The 17467-nt window shown below is 45.9% G+C and carries 16 protein-coding genes and 1 pseudogene; 9 read left to right on the forward strand and 8 right to left on the reverse strand.

Going from position 1 to position 17467, the window contains the following annotated elements:
• Window positions 1-7 precede the first annotated feature (7 nt).
• The 3 genes from WH46_RS16875 to WH46_RS16885 all read left to right on the forward strand — a co-directional run bounded on the left by WH46_RS16875 (window position 8) and on the right by WH46_RS16885 (window position 5154).
• Window positions 8-736, forward strand: coding sequence for a hypothetical protein (locus tag WH46_RS16875; protein ID WP_052714273.1), 729 nt, complete (start codon window positions 8-10; stop codon window positions 734-736).
• Between the two features lie 68 nt (window positions 737-804).
• Window positions 805-1926 carry a toxic anion resistance protein gene (locus WH46_RS16880; protein ID WP_046227608.1) on the forward strand — a complete coding sequence of 374 codons (1122 nt, stop codon included), beginning with the start codon at window positions 805-807 and terminating at the stop codon, window positions 1924-1926.
• Between the two features lie 327 nt (window positions 1927-2253).
• A complete protein-coding gene (locus WH46_RS16885; RefSeq protein ID WP_046227609.1) occupies window positions 2254-5154 on the forward strand; it encodes a glycoside hydrolase family 3 C-terminal domain-containing protein in 2901 nt (966 codons plus the stop codon).
• A 183-nt stretch (window positions 5155-5337) separates the two neighbouring features.
• Here WH46_RS16885 and WH46_RS16890 read toward each other — a convergent pair whose 3' ends face one another.
• The 8 genes from WH46_RS16890 to WH46_RS16925 form a co-directional block, all read right to left on the reverse strand.
• Window positions 5338-6279, reverse strand: coding sequence for a DUF418 domain-containing protein (locus WH46_RS16890; protein WP_052714274.1), 942 nt, complete (start codon window positions 6277-6279; stop codon window positions 5338-5340).
• A gap of 336 nt (window positions 6280-6615) precedes the next feature.
• On the reverse strand, window positions 6616-7371 hold the full coding sequence (gene pstB, locus WH46_RS16895; protein ID WP_017811059.1) for a phosphate ABC transporter ATP-binding protein PstB: 756 nt from the start codon (window positions 7369-7371) through the stop codon (window positions 6616-6618).
• A 71-nt stretch (window positions 7372-7442) separates the two neighbouring features.
• Complete coding sequence (pstA, locus tag WH46_RS16900; protein ID WP_046227612.1) at window positions 7443-8372, reverse strand: phosphate ABC transporter permease PstA; 930 nt, start codon at window positions 8370-8372, stop codon at window positions 7443-7445.
• Window positions 8369-9295: a phosphate ABC transporter permease subunit PstC gene (gene pstC / locus WH46_RS16905; protein ID WP_017811057.1), complete on the reverse strand. Its 927-nt coding sequence runs from the start codon at window positions 9293-9295 to the stop codon at window positions 8369-8371. The genes pstA and pstC overlap by 4 nt, the downstream gene beginning before the upstream one ends.
• Before the next feature lie 190 nt (window positions 9296-9485).
• Window positions 9486-10424, reverse strand: a complete 939-nt coding sequence (locus WH46_RS16910) for a phosphate ABC transporter substrate-binding protein (RefSeq protein ID WP_017811056.1) — start codon at window positions 10422-10424, stop codon at window positions 9486-9488.
• 345 nt (window positions 10425-10769) lie between these two features.
• Entirely contained in the window at window positions 10770-11111 is a 342-nt protein-coding gene (locus WH46_RS16915) for a YtxH domain-containing protein (protein ID WP_017811055.1), read from the reverse strand.
• Between the two features lie 254 nt (window positions 11112-11365).
• Window positions 11366-12220 (reverse strand): manganese catalase, encoded by an 855-nt coding sequence (locus WH46_RS16920; protein WP_017811054.1) that lies wholly within the window; start codon window positions 12218-12220, stop codon window positions 11366-11368.
• A 419-nt stretch (window positions 12221-12639) separates the two neighbouring features.
• Complete coding sequence (locus WH46_RS16925; RefSeq protein WP_046227613.1) at window positions 12640-13734, reverse strand: AI-2E family transporter; 1095 nt, start codon at window positions 13732-13734, stop codon at window positions 12640-12642.
• A gap of 343 nt (window positions 13735-14077) precedes the next feature.
• Here WH46_RS16925 and WH46_RS16930 point away from each other — a divergent pair, with 343 nt between their 5' ends.
• The 6 genes and pseudogenes from WH46_RS16930 (at window position 14078) to WH46_RS16960 (ending at window position 17437) form a co-directional block, all read left to right on the forward strand.
• On the forward strand, window positions 14078-15019 hold the full coding sequence (locus tag WH46_RS16930; RefSeq protein WP_026135956.1) for an aldo/keto reductase family protein: 942 nt from the start codon (window positions 14078-14080) through the stop codon (window positions 15017-15019).
• 161 nt (window positions 15020-15180) lie between these two features.
• Window positions 15181-15566, forward strand: a pseudogene (locus tag WH46_RS24605) (DUF4279 domain-containing protein).
• A gap of 16 nt (window positions 15567-15582) precedes the next feature.
• Window positions 15583-16098: a hypothetical protein gene (locus WH46_RS16945; RefSeq protein ID WP_156172296.1), complete on the forward strand. Its 516-nt coding sequence runs from the start codon at window positions 15583-15585 to the stop codon at window positions 16096-16098.
• Between the two features lie 121 nt (window positions 16099-16219).
• Complete coding sequence (locus WH46_RS16950) at window positions 16220-16516, forward strand: DUF5071 domain-containing protein (RefSeq protein ID WP_269430637.1); 297 nt, start codon at window positions 16220-16222, stop codon at window positions 16514-16516.
• Window positions 16517-16773: 257 nt separating this feature from the next.
• Entirely contained in the window at window positions 16774-17019 is a 246-nt protein-coding gene (locus tag WH46_RS16955; RefSeq protein ID WP_046227617.1) for a DUF1871 family protein, read from the forward strand.
• Between the two features lie 127 nt (window positions 17020-17146).
• Window positions 17147-17437 carry a hypothetical protein gene (locus WH46_RS16960; RefSeq protein WP_046227618.1) on the forward strand — a complete coding sequence of 97 codons (291 nt, stop codon included), beginning with the start codon at window positions 17147-17149 and terminating at the stop codon, window positions 17435-17437.
• The last annotated feature ends 30 nt before the right edge of the window (window positions 17438-17467 follow it).

Below are 17467 nucleotides of genomic sequence, written 5' to 3' on the forward strand. Positions count from 1 at the left end.
AATATGGATGAGTAAAGGCAAAATGATCGGCAGAACGTTACTGGCTGGCGGTGCAGGTTATATCGTCGGATGTATACTGGATATATGGGTGCCTGGTTATGTCGCGCTGTTGTTCCCATTGGCAGGCTCTATCTACGGGATTGCACGGTCAGATCACAAAGCACGTCCGACTATGGAATTTACACAGCCAGAGCCTCAGATTCGGCCGGAACGCAGCAATCCGCTGCCTGAACCAGGAAGAAACACGGTACCGGAACGTCCTGCCCGAAATGCTGCCCCGCCAACTCCTCAGCCTGCAACAGCAGCTTCCGCCGCCGGCGTACCGGCTCAGGAACTGACGGAGATTCCGCCGGTATTCCAGCCCGTGCTGGAGTATCTGAATGTGCTGGAAGAAATGATCATTTCGGAAGGGCAGAAGCATAATCTTGATAACGAAATCGTGGAGAAATCCTGCTCGTTGTTCCTGCGTCTGCAGCGCGTTATTCCAATGCTGGCCGAGATGCACAATGATGATATTAACCATACCGTCAAACGATTGGTGCTGAAAGATCTGAACAGCGTGATCAATCCGTTCCTGCGTCTAAGCGGCGAAGCCAAAACCAAAAACCGCCGTATCCTGCTCGACGGAATCAAAGATGTTGATAAACGTATTACTCAGATCGTTAAAACGATTGAACATAAAGACCTGATTGAACTTCAGTCCCGAGCGGAAATTATCCATCAGCGGTATTCCTGATATCTGAAATAAGTACCAGGAGTGCTGTATGCGATGAATCGCTGAAATCGATGAAAGGGGAGAATGCGATGGCAACTCCACCGTTAAGTCTCAAAAAAGAAGATGAACAAAAGCTTACCCAGGAGGCAAGCGTCATTATCCAGAAAGTCGCACAGGCTGACAGCATAAGTCTGGATGTACTGATGGATGAAGTCGGCAAGCTCGGCATGCAGACGCAGGAACGTGCGACACAGACCCTGCAGATGCTGGATCGTCCGGTTAATGATCTGATGTCAGGCAAGTCCAAGCAGGTATCCAACCTGATCCTGTCCTTGCGCGATGAATGCGAAGCGCTGCAGCAGAGCAAAAATGTCAGTCTGTTCGGCAAGCTGCTGCGCAAGTCTCCGATCAAAAACTATGTCTACAAATATCAGTCTGTCAGCAAGAACGTAGACGCGATTGTACAGGGACTGCGTGACGGCAAGGACACACTGGAAGAGAATATGATCAGCATGCGTACGCTCAAACGCAATTCCCTGCAGGAGATCTATAATCTCCAGTACAAAATCGCTATGGGTGGCGAGCTGAAAACCCTTTTCGAAGCGGAGATCCAAAAGCCCGAAAATGAGCATCGCAAAGTATATCTGGAGCGTGGCCTGCGCAAAGTCGTTACCCGTATCCAGTCGATGACTGAAAATATTATGTTGTTCAACCAGGCGATTGCCGCAACTGATATCGTTAATGATACGAATGATAAACTGATTGATTCAGTGAATGACTCGGTCTACAAAGCAGCCAATCTGATCAAGATCTCGGCCATGATCGCGCTGGCGATCGAAGATCAGGATCGGGTAGCCAATGCGGTAGAGAGTGTCAACCAGACGATCGAAGATCAGTTCAAGCGCAATGCCGAGATGCTGAAAACCAATAGCGAACGCTCTGCCGAACTGCTCAAAAAGCCGACCATGTCACTGGAATCGGTCAATCAGGCGATCTCCGATCTGATGTCTGCGCTGGATACATCCGAACGTTCCAACCGTGAGATTATTAGCAGCTGTCAGGACTATACAGCCAAGCTGTCCACTATCAATGAACAAATGACTCGTCGTCTGGGGCTGGAAAAAGCAGAAGCTTCTTCTGGATCATCGGCGGCATTAAACAGCAGTGCTGCGGCAGCATCACGTGATCCATTGGCTGATTTGCTGCGATAAGATGCGCCTCATAGTATGATAATAAGCCTTATAAAATACCCTTTTGCTGATGCAAAGGGGTATTTTTCATGTTGTTAACCTTGTATGGAAGAAGCGTAGACGAGCAAACTCTTCTCATGCCCAGACTTTTGCGAGAGGGGTAACACCAGTAAAATCATCACTAATTATTACGCTAATTATCACCTGACAATTCAACTTGAAAGTGCTTTCTTTTGGCAAAAGATTGCATTACCATAAAAATGTAGCAGTACGTAATCGATAGATAAAACCAAATTTTTGTTGAGCATCAAACTATATTCTCATTAATCTTAAAGGAGATATAACAATATGGAACAAACGACCAAATATCCTTTTCAGGACCATACGCTGGAGCTGGATCAACGGGTATATGATCTGGTAAACCGCCTGACTGAAGAAGAGAAAATAGAATCGATGTTGCAATACCAGCCAGCTGTAGAACGACTGGGTGTCGGGGCGTACAAGCACGGTACCGAGGCAGCACACGGTATTGCCTGGCTGGGCGAAGCGACCTTTTTCCCGCAGCCTGTCGGACTGGCCTGTACGTGGGACAGCGAACTGATGCACCGAATCGGTAATGTGATCTCCGATGAAGCAAGGGTTATGTACAAGCGTAATCCGGCAATCAACGGTCTGACCCTATGGGCACCTACTGTGGATATGGAGCGTGATCCGCGCTGGGGACGCAATGAAGAAGCCTATGGAGAAGATCCTCGTCTGACTGGTGAACTGGCGACTCGTCTTGTACAGGGAATTCAGGGTGATCATCCTACATATCTCAAGGCTGTAGCGACGCTGAAGCATTTTCTCGGCAACAATAATGAAGTCGATCGTGGCAGCGGCTCCTCCAGCATCGATCCACGCAATATGCGGGAATATTATCTCAAAGCGTTCGAACAACCTTTTACTGAGGGCAAAGCCCAATCGATGATGACTGCCTACAATTCGATCAATGGTACACCTGCACTGCTGCACCCGCTTGTGCAGGAAGTAGTCAAAGGCGAGTGGGGAATGGATGGATTTATCGTCAGTGATGCTGGCGATGTGATGGGCATTATGAATGACCATGGCTATTATGATTCGCATACTCCCGGCGTCGCCGAATCGGTCAAAGCAGGCATTGATAGTATTACCGATGATGCAGACCTATCCAAAGCAGCACTGCGTGAAGCGCTGGAACAGGGACTGCTGAGCTGGGAAGATATTGATCGCGCCTTGTTCCATACGTTCCGCGTTCGCTTCCGGCTGGGAGAGTTCGATCCGGCCGAGCTGAATCCGTATGCTGCAATTGGGGAAGAATCGATGATGACCGAGGAAGCCAAAGCTGTTGCAGCAGAAGCCGTACGCAAATCGATTGTCCTGCTCAAAAATGACAATGGCATGCTTCCATTATCCAGCCAGGGGACCGATGATGTGGCAGTGATCGGCGAACTCGGCGATATCGTGTATCGGGATTGGTACTCTGGTACACTGCCATATGCCGTGACTGGTCTGCAGGGCATAGAAGCCAAAGTAAAAGGAAAAGTACACTATCATGATGGCAATGACAGGGTGAGCTTCAAATCTGCAGGGCAGGGTGGAATACTGTCTGTCCAACAAACCGAATCGGAAAAAGAGAAGGCGACTGTTGGGGTAGACTGGAGCGCAGACTCCTCATTGCCATCTGATCCTGCAAATGCTGTAGAAGCGCTGAGTAAGAACACGAACAGCGTGTTCACCGTATCCGATTGGGGATTTGGCAGCTATACGATCCGTTTGGCAGAGAGCGGCAAGTACTGGACAGCCGATGATGAAGGTCGGCAGATTACAGCTTCTGCCGACGAAGCGTATGGATGGTTTGTCAAAGAAGTATTCGGTCTGGATCAGCAGGATGACGGACGCATAGCAATCAGCACGTGGAATGGACGCGCGGTGTATCTTTCGGGTACGGAAGGGAATCTGGCTATTGCGGAAGAGCAGACAGTACCGGGGGAAGAAAGACTTTTTGAGAAGATGGTATTGGAAAATGGGTTGGAACAGGCGGTGGCAGCAGCCCGTGCAGCGAAGACAGCGATTGTATTTGTCGGCAACAATCCGCTGATCAACGGTAAGGAAGAGAATGACCGTCCAAGTCTGGAGCTGCCAGCCTCCCAGCTGAAGTTGATTCAGGAAGTATATGCAGTCAATCCCAATACTGTTGTTGTGGTAGTCGGCAGTTATCCATTTGCTATGGAATGGGTGGAAGAGCATATTCCGGCAATTCTATATCTGTCTCATGCCGGTCCGGAATTGGGCAATGCAGTAGCGGATGTGCTATACGGAGATTACGCTCCGGCTGGGCGCCTGAATATGACCTGGTACCGTTCGGAAGAGCAGCTCGGTGATCTGAGGGATTACGATATTATCCGCTCGGAACGCACGTATCAGTATTTCAGAGGTCAGGCGTTGTATCCGTTTGGTCATGGACTAACCTATGCACCGATGGAGTACAGCAGTCTGGAACTGGAAGCTGAAGAAGTAGATGCAGAGGATACAATCCGTCTGTCGGTTACGATCCGCAATACCGGAGAGATCGATAGTGATGAAGTGGTACAGCTGTATACGAAGCTGGATCAATCGCGTATCCAGCGGCCGCTACGTACTCTGCAAGCCTTCCGGCGCATTCATCTGGCAGCCGGTCAGTCAAGTGTCGTTACGTTCGAGCTGCCAGTGACCGAGCTATCCTGCTGGGATGTAACACGTAGCCGTTATTGTGTCGAGACGGGCAGCTATACTCTCATGGTCGGTCGCTCGTCTGCGGATATTCAGCTGCAGTCCAATGTTCAGGTAAATGGCGAAGTGATCCCTCCCCAGGAACTGACCAAGCCGGTACTGGCCGAGAACTATGACGACTATCGTCAGGTGCATCTGGTGGAATCCAGTGAAGGCGGCGCGGCTGTGGAAGCGCTGGGCGATGGAGCGTGGATTCTGTTCGGCGATGCGGAATTTGGTGAAGCAGGTACAGGGATATTCCAGGCACGGACTGCATTTGCCGGCGAATCCGGTGAAGTACAGATTCGCCTGGATGCCCCGGATGGAATATTGATCGGTACACTGGAACTGAGTGGCTCTGCGGGTATAACCAACTGGCAGAATACCAGCGTGAATATACAGTCGGTGAATGGACGTCATAATGTATATCTGGTGCTTCGTCAGGGCACCCGTATTCGTGAATTCCGGTTTGGACAGTAAGTATACGATTTGAAAGTAAGTATCCCATTGATTTGTTGATTAAATGGAAGTGCAGAGTAGGCAATGTGATGGCTCGGAATGTACAATCGAGCATCAAGCAGCACACAATTAAAAGGGCAGCTTTCCTCAATGGAAGCTGCCCTTTTACATTTTAATCTTTCAGGAGGAGGATATTGCTCAGCGCTAGGACTTCTGTCCATACGTACCAAGGCGCCATATATATTCGATCGGTCCTATAGCGAAGCGACTTAGCCACCAGTTGCTGAGAATCATCTGAATAATCAGAATAAATAGGGCAGTAATCATCAGTACAGTAATATGTACCTGAGACGGCCAATGCAGCAGATAAGACAGTAGCAGAATCACAGCCGTCTGTGATACATAGTTGGTCAAGGCCATACGTCCAAGATTGCCGAGCGGTGTCAGCAGACGCTCGATACGCGGATGACGCAGCAGCAGGATCAACGTTGTGACATAGAATACACTCACCGGCAGTCCGCTTAACATGGAGGAGATATCCACCAATCCGAATTGATCCAGAATCCGGTTACCTGCCAGATGCAGCGGCCAGATGAGCACGAGGGCTGCAATTTGTGTAATCCGCAGTCCTTTGCGATAGCGTCCTGGCTCGGCGAATAACCTGATCTGGCCGGCCCATTTGCCCAGGAAAAACATGCCCAGTGCCTCCAGCTGAGCGATACCCAACCAGCCCACACTTATGCCGATAATGAACAGTGCCATCAGCAGACTCACCCACGGCTTGACCCGGTAAAAAGGAATCAGAAAAAATCCGAGTATCGCGTATACCAACAGCGCCTCTCCAGGCTGAAAATAATGATGGATCATACCAATTACGAGTAAAATAAGCAATCTGCGAGTAAAGCGGAGACGCGGACGGTCGCCACGTGCCTCGGCCCGGCTAATAAAAATATGAAAGCTTACTCCGAATAGAAATGCAAAAATAACATAAAAACGCTGCTCCACAGCAAAATACAGAAATTGCAAAATCCCCTCATCGAGTGGAGTCCGGTCCATATTGTAATGTACCAATTGCATAATATTGATCAGGATAATTCCACACAATGCGAATCCGCGCAGAATATCCAGGTTAGCCAAGCGTTTCAAAATAATGCCTCCTTATATGTGAATATCTAATAGCTATAGGAAAGACCGATCAAAGAGCCAATATATTTCCTCTCTGTTCATCATGCGGAGTCTCTCCATATATTCAGCATAAAAGAACCATCCGGACGGTACTATCGATTTACCTTACGAAAAGCTTACAGTGAAGAAAGGTGGATCTAATGGATAAATAAATGAGTAAAACACTCTGATCTATTTATGCTAAGAAGTCCAATCCTGCAGTCTTTTCAACTTTTGTCCAAGCCTGGCCTGATCCACGCACGATAGTCAACAGTCAAATGAGCTATCGCACAAAGCTACCATACAAAAAAAGACGCTTCATCCGAAGCGTCCCATAATGTATTCCTGTGTAGAATTTTTCTCGGGGTTAGTGAAGATTTTGTTCGTCTCTCCGTGTTCCACCAGATTACCCAGATAAAAGTAAGCGGTATAATCGGATACCCGTGCCGCCTGCTGCATGTTATGAGTGACGATAACGATACGCAGATCACTTTTGAGTTCGGAAATGAGTTCTTCGACTTTGCCGGTGGATACCGGATCGAGTGCGGAAGCCGGTTCATCCAGCAGCAGAATCTGCGGGTTGACTGACAGTGCGCGTGCGATACACAGACGCTGCTGTTGACCGCCGGACAGGGACAATGCCGACTCTTTCAACCGATCTTTGACTTCGTCCCAGAGAGCGGCACGGCGCAGACTGGTTTCGACGATTTCGTCGAGTTTTTTGCGATTTTTGATCCCATAGTAGCGTGGACCAAAAGCAATATTCTCATAAATGGATTTGTAAAATGGATTCGGACGCTGCCATACCATACCGATCCGTTGCCGAAGCTTGATAACATCTGTAGAAGGAGAAGCAAGATCGATGCCGTCCATCCAGATATGGCCAGTACTGCGCGCTCCGGCGATCTCATCATTCATCCGGTTGAGTGAGCGCAGGAATGTGGATTTCCCGCATCCCGATGGGCCGATCAGCGCAGTGACCGTTTTGGCGGGGAAACCAAGACTTATATTTTTAATGGCTTGATACTCGCCATAGTAGACACTTAGATCTTCTGTACTGAAAGGCATTGCCATAGTATAAAATCCTCCTTGAGTAGACTGCCATAGGGACAGAAAGGATCTGTCCCATAATGATCCTGGGAAAATTAGTTCATGCGTTTGGAAGCAGTCATATAACGATACAGTGTACGACCACCCCAGCGTGCGAGCAGATTGAAGATCAATACCATGATTACGAGCACAGCGGAAGCGCCGGCAGCAATCTGTATCGCATCCGGTGCCAGACCTTCACTGTTGACTTTCCAGATATGGGTAGCCAGTGTCTCGGCCGGGCGCAGCGGGTTCAGTGGTGAACGCGGATGCAGCGGATTCCAGTCTGAGAAGTTCAGCGGAGGCGTGGTCATTCCTGAGGTAAACAGCAGGGCTGCTGCTTCACCGAATACACGGCCGGCTGCCAGAATCGTACCGGTCACCAGTGAAGGAATCGCTACCGGAAGCATGATGGAAGTGATGATTTTCCATTTGGATAATCCCAGTGCCAGACCGGCTTCTTTTTGCTCACGGGGTACGGAAGCAAAAGCCTGTTCTGTAATCCGTACCATCAGCGGCAGGTTGAAGATGGTCAGTGCCAGTGCACCTGCCAGCAGGGAGAATCCCATACCCATAGTGTTTACAAAGACCAGGAGACCGAACAAACCGATAACGATCGACGGGAAAGAGGACAGTACCTCTACAACCAGTCGGATAAAGCCGGTGATTTTGCCGGGTTTGGCATATTCGGACATATAGATCCCGCCGCCAAGACCAAGCGGAATTGTAATAATCATTGTCAGTACGAGCAGGTACAGGGAGTTGAACAGTGGAGGCCCGATTCCGCCGCCTTCACGAATCGTCTGTGGCTTGGAAGTCAGGAAATCCCAGCTGATATGTCCCAGACCACGGAACAGGATGAATCCGAGCAGGCCGATCAAAATGACTACAATGGAGAGCGCAAGCGCGACAATAATAACCGTAGCGATTTTGTCTGCATTTCTGGCCCGTGTTCTGGCTTTGGTGTTTACGGTTTTAGTTGTCATACTCGGTTTCTCCTTTCGAGCAGGCGGATGATGAGGATGAAGACAAATGTCATCAGCATCAGTACGAGTGCCATACTCCACAATGCATTATTCTGGATAGAACCCATTGCTGTATTCCCCATGCCGAGTGTAATAACACTGGTCAGCGTGGATGCGGATTCCAGCAGGGACGTTGGAATATAAGGGGCATTACCGATAACCATCTGTACGGCCAGTGCTTCACCGAATGCACGAGCCATACCGAGTACGATACCGGTTAGCAGTGCAGGCAGAACAGTGGGCAATACTACACGGTAAATGGTCTGCCAGCGTGTAGCACCGAGTGCATACGAAGCTTCACGCAGACCACGCGGCAGGGAAGCCAGGGCATCTGCAGCTACGCTTGTAATTGTCGGCAGGATCATAATCGACAGTACCAGTGCACCGGCACCTACACCGATACCCTGTCCGCCTACATGATCACGCAGGAAAGGAACAATCAGGGTCAGACCGATAAATCCATATACAACCGAAGGAATACCGGACAGCAGCTCAATCGCCGGTTGCAGGATGCGTTTACCGAAAGTGGGCACGATCTCGGTCATGAACAGCGCTGCCGCAATACTCAGCGGACTTGCGATCAGTGCAGCCAGCAGGGTAACCATAAAGGAACCCGAGATTGCCGGTAATGCGCCAAATGAAGGTTCAGCTGCATCCGGAGCCCAGTGGGTACCGAAGAAGAATTCAGTCAGGCTGACACCATTTACTGCAAAGGTAGCAACGCCTTTGGAAGTAACAAAATACACAATGGATACGATGACCGCGATCAGAAAAACAACACACACCGATGTGTAAATTTTGCCGATCCAGTCTTCCAGACGGTGCTTCTCAAGCGGCAGCCTGCGACGCTGTGCTTCCCGTGGAGTAACTTTGGAATGCTCCATAAGTAATAACCTCTTTTCTTCATGCTTTGAATAAATGACATGCCGTTATCTCAACAATTCAAGGGAGAATGATGATGAAATCGTCGTTCTGTATAAAAACGTGAAAAGAGAGGCGGGGTCCCCGCCTCTTCGAGCCATGGCGATCGAGCCAGCAGCTGCATCTTTTCATCTGTTATATTCGATTCAATGCTTATTTCTGGCTAACTTTACCTTCTGCATCACGTTGTACCTGCATGCCGGACATTGGGATATAACCCAGTTCTGTTACATCGCTTTGTTGAACATCTTCGCTCAGCATGTAATCCAGGAACGCTTTGGTAGAAGCATCTGGCTCACCTTTGGTATACATGTGCTCGTAAGCCCAGATTGGGTATTTACCAGCTTCAACATTCTCTACCTTAGGTTCTACGCCGTCATAGCTCAGTGCAGTTACACTGTCATCCAGGTAAGACAGTGCCAGGTAACCGATAGCGCCTGGAGTTTCAGCGATCAGCTTTTTAACCGTACCGGAAGAATCCTGTTGGATCGAACCTGCTGGATCTTCTGTTTTCTCACCCAGTGCGTACTTCTCAAAAGTAGCACGAGTACCGGAGCTGCTTGGACGGTTGATAACGACGATCTTTTGATCGGCACCGCCAACTTCTTTCCAGTTCGTTACTTTACCAGTGAAGATATCCACCAGTTGTTGTTTTTTCAGGTCTTTTACGTTAGCGCCTTTGTTGGCAACAGCTGCCATAGCGACTACCGCTACTTGATGATCGACCAGCTCAGCCGCTTTGTCAGCGTCCAGCTTTTCTTCTGCGAATACGTCGGAGTTACCGATATTGGCTTGACCTTCGGATACCTGAGTCAGACCCGTACCGCTACCGCCGCCCTGTACTTGCACAGACACGTTAGCATATTTGGAATCTGCCATAAACTTTTGAGCGACTTGATCAACCAGTGGTTGCAATGCTGTTGAACCTACAGCCAGAATAGAACCGCTAAGCTCGGAAGAATTTTCTCCTCCTGTGCTGCCAGTATCTGTACCGGCATTCGATCCCGAAGTAGTTCCGCCGTTTGATCCGCAGGCAGCAAGCACAAGGACCATCGTCAGCGTAAGAAGCATGATTGGCAGTTTTTTAAACATTTGTAAAGTCTCCTCCCCCTAATTAAAGGCGCAATACTTTTATGTGTTTTGTCTTACATGACTTATTCTAGGGGCGCAGTGTTAGAGTTAAGTCTTAGTTTTGTAAACTCTGTATTAAAATTTCGCGAAATTGTTTGAGGAATGTAAGCGAAAGGAAAGAGGTGGGGAAAAGAAGGAAATGCTCAATTCCGGATATTCTCTTATTGAATAGAAGAAGACCATATATAGAGGAATGTGGACACAGCAAAAATGCCCCATCTCCGGAAAAGAACACCGAAGTTAGGGCATCATTAAATGAAAATGTATGATTTTATAAGCTGCATCGTGGCAGCCGTATCAGGCAAGTTACATGGTAGTTGGGCCGCTGCCTGTACTGTTATGGGACTGTTTGAAGCCTTGGATCTCGGATTTCACATCGCCTACTGCCGATTGTGCTTCGGTTTTGAAGTCTTTGGCAGTACTGAGTGATTCCTTGATTACGCCGACTACTTCCTGGCCTTTCTCGGCGATCTCGTGACCTTTTTCATTAATCATTGGGCCTTTTTCTCTAACCAGTTCGGTAACCTCAGCCAGTTTGGCACGTGCTTTTGCACCTTGCTGCGGGGCGACCAGAACAGCTACACCTGCACCTACCAGCGCACCTGTTACTGCACCGATAGCTAACGTTTTTGTTGTCTCTGTATTCATGTTCATTACTCCCTTCGTAGTGAAGTGCTTGTTTATTATTACCCACATTCATGAAATTATCCCAGCTGATAGCAGTAATCGGGTCGATTATTTTTATCTATTGGATATAGATCATACGTATAACTATCCTATATTCCCGAAGTACTATCATCGTGGATCATAGCAGATAGCAGTTATTGCCGGTGATAATAAAGCCCTGCCTGAATCAGCAGGGCTTGTTGCCTTATTTACAAATCTGCCTGTAGAGCAGAATCTTATTTACTCAGTGTACCTACATTGACGATACTTGGCGCCTGATCTGCACGGGAATGCATAAAGTCCGGAGCCGGCTTCAGAATCGGTGCCTGACCATAGGCTTTTGGTTGCTGTACATATTCGAAGTCACCTGTGCCATCCATTGCAGGACCGCTTGCCCAGCGTCCGGCTGCACTTTCTTCACCTTGGGAGAAGTTCATGAACTGGTGGACCACTTCACGTTTCTCCAATTCTGGAGGGAAGGAAGCCGGTGTAATAGGACCTTGTTTGGCTTCGATTTCGGCAATCGCTGCGAGCCATTGATTCTGGTGCATCGTATCGCGGGCAATCATAAAGGACAGCATGTCGCGGATACCCGGATCTGTCGTTTGTTCGTACAGGCGGATAACCTGCAGACGTCCCTGGGACTCAGCATTCAGGTTGGCACGGAAATCAGCCAGCAAATCGCCACTTGCGACGATATAACGGGAATTCCAAGGATAGCCTACGCTGTCGGATGGCAGTGCGCCCAGACTGGATACAATGGCATGCTGCGGGTTCATGCCGCCCAGTACTGCGCCAATCGCAGGGTCTTTGGCCATTTGCTCAACTTGATCCAGTGGTGCATCATCAAGCAGCTGTGCAATCATGGTTGCCAACATTTCGACGTGACCAATCTCCTCGGTACCGATATCAAGCAGCATATCTTTGTACTTGCTCTCTGCACGGGAATTCCACCCCTGGAATAGGTACTGCATCATAACGGACATTTCGCCATATTGTCCGCCGAGTACTTCCTGCAGTTTTTTCGCATAAATCGGATCCGGCTTGTCTGGCTTAGCTGTATACTGTAACTCTTTAATGTGAAAGAACATAATGTAACGCCTCCTTTAATGTGTGAGAAAACTAGACTGGGATGCATAGGGATTCGTAATTTCTGTACATATTCACTTCAAGTTAAGTAGTCCCACTTTGCATATGACTCATCCATTAAATAATGCAGATGAATCTACTGCTCTATAGCAGCAGAACCATATGAAAAGTGTCCCGAAGAATACGATGGCCATCGCAAACAACTATTAACCAATTCAGATTGGATATAACCTTTTTCTTCCTGATAAAATGACAAAATTGTTATTTATCTAGCATTAATAATACCGTTTTCTATCCATTAATTGGTAAATAAAAACAGATCAGGGTATGTTAACTTCACATATCCCTGATCTGCCACATGGTAAGGCAATCCTATACTGATAAATATATTTAAATGAAATTTTAATGAATATGAAGCTGTCTACTGGAAATCGCTGCCGATTTTCTGCTTCAGATACATACGGTAAATGTGTACGATCGTAATTTTGACCGCCATGTAGATTGGAATAACAAGCAGCATGCCGAGAATACCACCCATATCTCCACCGACTAGCAGGAGAACAATGATTGTAAATGGATGAATATCGAGCTGATTACCAAAGATAATCGGCTCCAGCAGATTGTTCTGAATCAACTGGGCGACAATAACGATCACAATCGACCAGATCCCCATCATCGGCGATTCAATAAATCCGACAATCGCTACCGGTACCGCTGACAGAATCGCCCCGATATAAGGAATGAAATTCAGGAAGAAAGCCAGGAACACGAGCAGCAGGGAATAAGGCAGATCGATAATCAAAAATCCGATATACAGCAGTACGCACAGTGCAAAGTTGACAATAACGCGCCCCGCAATAAAGCTGCTTAGTGAGTCATCGATCTCTCCAAGCATCAGCTTGCCGTCTTCACGGAATCGCTGCGGGAATAACAGTACCAGACGCTCGGACAACTTTTTGTCGTCCTTGAGCAGGTAGTACAGCATAATCGGCACAGTAGCAATAACCAGTACCACATTGGATACAAAGGAGAACATACTGGAAATGTGATCCGACAGCCAGGTGAATACCGTATTCAGGTATTCTGTGAGTTTGGACAGCATATCATTACTGGTTCCCTGATCAGGCAGATACTGCTTGATAAACGAGTTATGCTGCAGTGCTTCAATCTGTTTTACAATGCTGTTGGTAAACTGAGGCGTGTTTTGTACAAAGCTGGTTACCTGATCACGCAGCGTCGGCCAGCCGATCATGGAGAAAATAACCAATGCCAGAATAATGACCACATAGATCATCAGGATAGACATGGACCGCTTGACCTTGCGTTTGCGTTCCAGCCAGTTAACCAATGGACGCAGTGGATAGTAGATAAAAGCAGTAATTAACAGAGGTACAATGGTGAGGCTAATCAAAGAGCGGATAGGAACAAAGATAAAATCAACCAGTGTTCCGAGATAGATGATCAGCAGTACGAGCGCGATGCCCGCGCCAATACGAAAAAAACGATTTTGTATCATAGGCAGGTTTCCTCCCGGAGAATAGTCCAACTCTAAGCTGCTTAGTTGCTTCTATGTATGGCAGTCCAAGTAACTTAGCTATTAAAAGAGCTGATAACTGTATATAAACGCTATTATAGCCTACTCAATCGTTATGCTTCATTTTTCATACAGTTGGGACAAGCAAGTTAGCAAAAGCTACAAACGGATAACTTTTACAATAAATATTTGGAAGCGGATTCTTATAGCGATATAATGGGAGCTAGGTGTTCCGGTTCGGATAGATATACGGCGATGAATCCGCCGATCTGCCCGAGTGACAAGGCACATGATACATACCATGAGGAGGCTGTAACCGATGACGATGAATTACCGCAGACTGGGTGGAAGTGGGCTCAAAGTAAGTGAGATCAGCTTGGGAAGCTGGCTGACGTATGGAGGATATGTGGAACGGGAGAATGCTGTGAATTCGATCCGTGCCGCATATGATCTGGGCATTAATTTCTTCGATACAGCCAATGTCTATGAACGTGGGGAAGCGGAGAAGGTAGTCGGCGAGACCCTGAAATCGTATCCGCGTGAGTCGTATGTACTGGCAACCAAGGTATTCGGCAATATGGGTGACGGCCCCAATGATAAAGGATTATCCCGCAAGCATATTATGGAACAATGCCATGCCAGCCTGAAGCGGCTGGGGCATGATTATATCGATCTGTATTACTGCCACCGCTTCTCTCCGGAGACACCGATCGAAGAGACACTACGTGCACTGGACGATCTGGTGCGCCAGGGCAAGATTCTGTATGTAGGTGTCAGCCAGTGGACAGCTGCCCAGATGCAGGCGGCTGTCGGTGTAGCCGACCGTTACCTGCTGGATCGGATCGTCGTGAATCAGCCGATCTACAATATGTTCGAACGTTATATCGAAGAAGAAGTCATTCCGCTTGGAGAAAAATACGGCATCGGTCAGGTCGTGTATTCGCCGCTGGCACAGGGTCTGCTAACTGGTAAATACACCTCAGGTGGTCAGATCCCTTCCGATAGCCGCGCCGCCAAACTCGGTTGGGACGAGAAAAAGCTGGATGAACAGCGTCTGGGTCAGGTACAGCAACTGCAAAGTATCGCAGACGAAGCCGGATTATCGCTGACCCATCTGGCGCTGGCATGGATTCTTCGTCAGGACAACGTCTCCAGCGCCCTGGTCGGCGCGAGCCGTCCGGAACAGATTCAGCAGAATGCGGGAGCTGCAGGTGTGAAATTGAGTGAAGATGTACTGACAGCAATTGAAGATGTGTTGAAGAAGTAAAAAGGTAGGCAAAAGCCCTTCTGTAATATATAGATACAGAAGGGCTTTATGTCTTTGCAGAGAATGCAGATGAGCTCTGAAAGGAGCAGAAGGAGAATAATGTGTGAAAGATCAACAAGATCATTGTAAAAGGAGGCGGAATGTTGGATAAAACAAATGTAATGGTTGAATTTATTATTACTGTAGAGCAACTGGATTTAAATAAATTAACAAATGTAATCGGAATCTCTCCTTCAGAAAGTTGGCTTAAAGGAGATTCAATTCCTGATAAGAAAATTGCCAGACCTGATTCATGTTGGATATTATCTACAGGTATGAAGAATCTCTTGATATTAACGATCAGTTATATAAGATGATAAGTCGAATAAGCAGTAAGATTGATATTCTTAATGACCTTAAACAAGAGAGTAGCTTAGAATTTGTTATTGCTATTGTTATTAATGTTGAAGAAGATATAAAGCCAGCAATGCACTTTGAAAAGCAATTTATTGAATTCGCTTATAATTTTAACACTGAGTTTTGTATTGAGCTCTATAATTACAGTTAACTATTTATTAAAAAGGATGATTACATTGGACATTGTTTTTAAATCTTCCTCTTACGGTATGATTAAATATAATGAAATACACGAGGATCTTTCTATGATTTTGAGTTTGTTTTTAGTAGGAAACTCGAGCTTACTTTTTTCCTTTTATGAAAGAAACCTGCACCTTTATAATGTGACTACACAAGATTTCATCTTGAACAGATGTGTGTTTGTAAATTCTGAATGGGTTCTACCCTGGGCAGAAACGATACCTCATTGGGATGAGTTGAATACACCGCCAAAAATCATTTGGTTTTCAGTGACAAAAAAAGAAGATATCCTTCAAGCTATCAAAATTGATCATCTGTTTAGATGTGTAGTCATTGAGCAAGGAAAAGATTTTCAGCAGCATTCAAATGTTCTTTTTCATGAGGAATATTATTCTACAGGGGATGAAGACTATGACTATTATTTAGGATTTACAAATAAGCATGATTTCCTGAATAAGACGCTTCCTAAAATCAAAGAGAATTTCAACGTCTCTATAAGTTAGTTGAATATCTAAATAAAAGGAGGAAATACTTAATATGAACCACAAATTGCCTGAGAGTAAAGATGATTTTGCTAGTATAACCGTGTTACAACAATTGGAATTCGTCTAGATCACTGCGCTTATTCCCGACCTTTTAATCTGGATTCAAGATGGTAATTGGCCTATCTACCAATCGATCAAGGAGTTATTGTTGCCTCAACAGGAAAATCTGATTGAACCGTTAAAAGAAATATTGAATTCGAACGACTCATCTTGGAAATACTTTTTATTAAATGACTTTATTCCCTTTCTAAGAACAGAAGTTATACAGAAACTTATCGAGGAATTGAGTATGCTTAGTAATCATCCTACTTTTGCAGATCAAAGCGAGGAGGTTGATTTGCTAGCACAAAAAATTCTGGAATCTGCTAACGAATAAAGCTAGTGACCAGGCTTGATCCAATGAAAGGAGTCTCTAAAAATAGATTGAAATGAAAGCCTACATAAATTAGAAATTTCCTGAAACATTGAGGAGAGCAATACGAATAGTCAAATATTGAAAAGTATAATCAAAGAAAAGTATGGGAGGATAATCAGTTAGAAGGATATCAATCTCAAATAACAATTATTCAGTTTTGAGGCTTATAAGGCAATATCTACATCATTGTTCGATGAATAAAAGAGTGGGGTGATCGCTTGACTAAGAAAATAACTCTAATCATTAATGACTGGAATCCTATTGAGATTTATCCTTTGCTTGATATTGAGTATGATAGTGAAGTGAAGCAGATATATGAACTATTAACTCTTAACGATACTAAATATGAGTTGGCTGAAAAGATATATCAGGTATTCGAAAAAAATTTTGGGAAACTATTTCAAAATACACTTATTGAGTGTGAAGTTATAGCAGAAAAGATACTAAACGCATTAAATAATTGATGATAAAGACTTTGAGGACTATAATCCTCAAGGCTTTTTTTTACGCGTACCCAGTGTAAGGTGAATCGTTAACATGATCCAAAAATATGTAAGCACGTGAATATTTCCAAAGTTAGGAGGGAACTCAATGTCATTATCTGATTATTTAAGAAAAAATAAATTGGAATGTACAAATTGTAATCAAGAACTTAATGTTGTTGGTTTTGGAAGTGGCTTAGATAAACTTAAATGTTTTCACTGTAATAGATATTACAAATATACGATACAAACTAAAATTTTAGTTCAAGATCTAAGGTATGCTGAGCTGGTTGAAAAATGGGATACTGGCAGTGGGGAGTGGCCAGGTATACCTAGTAGTGAAATATATAGCCCATGGTATTTAAAGAAAATAGTAAGGATGATTAATAAAAGAATGTAAATGGTATGATCTTCAAATCATAAATGATTT

This window comes from Paenibacillus dauci, assembly GCF_000971985.1.
In the GTDB taxonomy this organism is placed as follows: Bacteria; Bacillota; Bacilli; order Paenibacillales; family Paenibacillaceae; genus Saccharibacillus; species Saccharibacillus dauci.

Coding starts and splice junctions, on each gene's coding strand:
- WH46_RS16960 (WP_046227618.1), top strand. CDS start 17,147: ATGTCATTATCTGATTATTTAAGAAAAAATAAATTGGAATGTACAAAT.
- WH46_RS16885 (WP_046227609.1), top strand. CDS start 2,254: ATGGAACAAACGACCAAATATCCTTTTCAGGACCATACGCTGGAGCTG.
- WH46_RS16915 (WP_017811055.1), bottom strand. CDS start 11,111: ATGAATACAGAGACAACAAAAACGTTAGCTATCGGTGCAGTAACAGGT.
- WH46_RS16920 (WP_017811054.1), bottom strand. CDS start 12,220: ATGTTCTTTCACATTAAAGAGTTACAGTATACAGCTAAGCCAGACAAG.
- WH46_RS16925 (WP_046227613.1), bottom strand. CDS start 13,734: ATGATACAAAATCGTTTTTTTCGTATTGGCGCGGGCATCGCGCTCGTA.
- WH46_RS16910 (WP_017811056.1), bottom strand. CDS start 10,424: ATGTTTAAAAAACTGCCAATCATGCTTCTTACGCTGACGATGGTCCTT.
- WH46_RS16945 (WP_156172296.1), top strand. CDS start 15,583: ATGATTACATTGGACATTGTTTTTAAATCTTCCTCTTACGGTATGATT.
- pstB (WP_017811059.1), bottom strand. CDS start 7,371: ATGGCAATGCCTTTCAGTACAGAAGATCTAAGTGTCTACTATGGCGAG.
- WH46_RS16880 (WP_046227608.1), top strand. CDS start 805: ATGGCAACTCCACCGTTAAGTCTCAAAAAAGAAGATGAACAAAAGCTT.
- WH46_RS16875 (WP_052714273.1), top strand. CDS start 8: ATGAGTAAAGGCAAAATGATCGGCAGAACGTTACTGGCTGGCGGTGCA.
- pstA (WP_046227612.1), bottom strand. CDS start 8,372: ATGACAACTAAAACCGTAAACACCAAAGCCAGAACACGGGCCAGAAAT.
- pstC (WP_017811057.1), bottom strand. CDS start 9,295: ATGGAGCATTCCAAAGTTACTCCACGGGAAGCACAGCGTCGCAGGCTG.
- WH46_RS16930 (WP_026135956.1), top strand. CDS start 14,078: ATGAATTACCGCAGACTGGGTGGAAGTGGGCTCAAAGTAAGTGAGATC.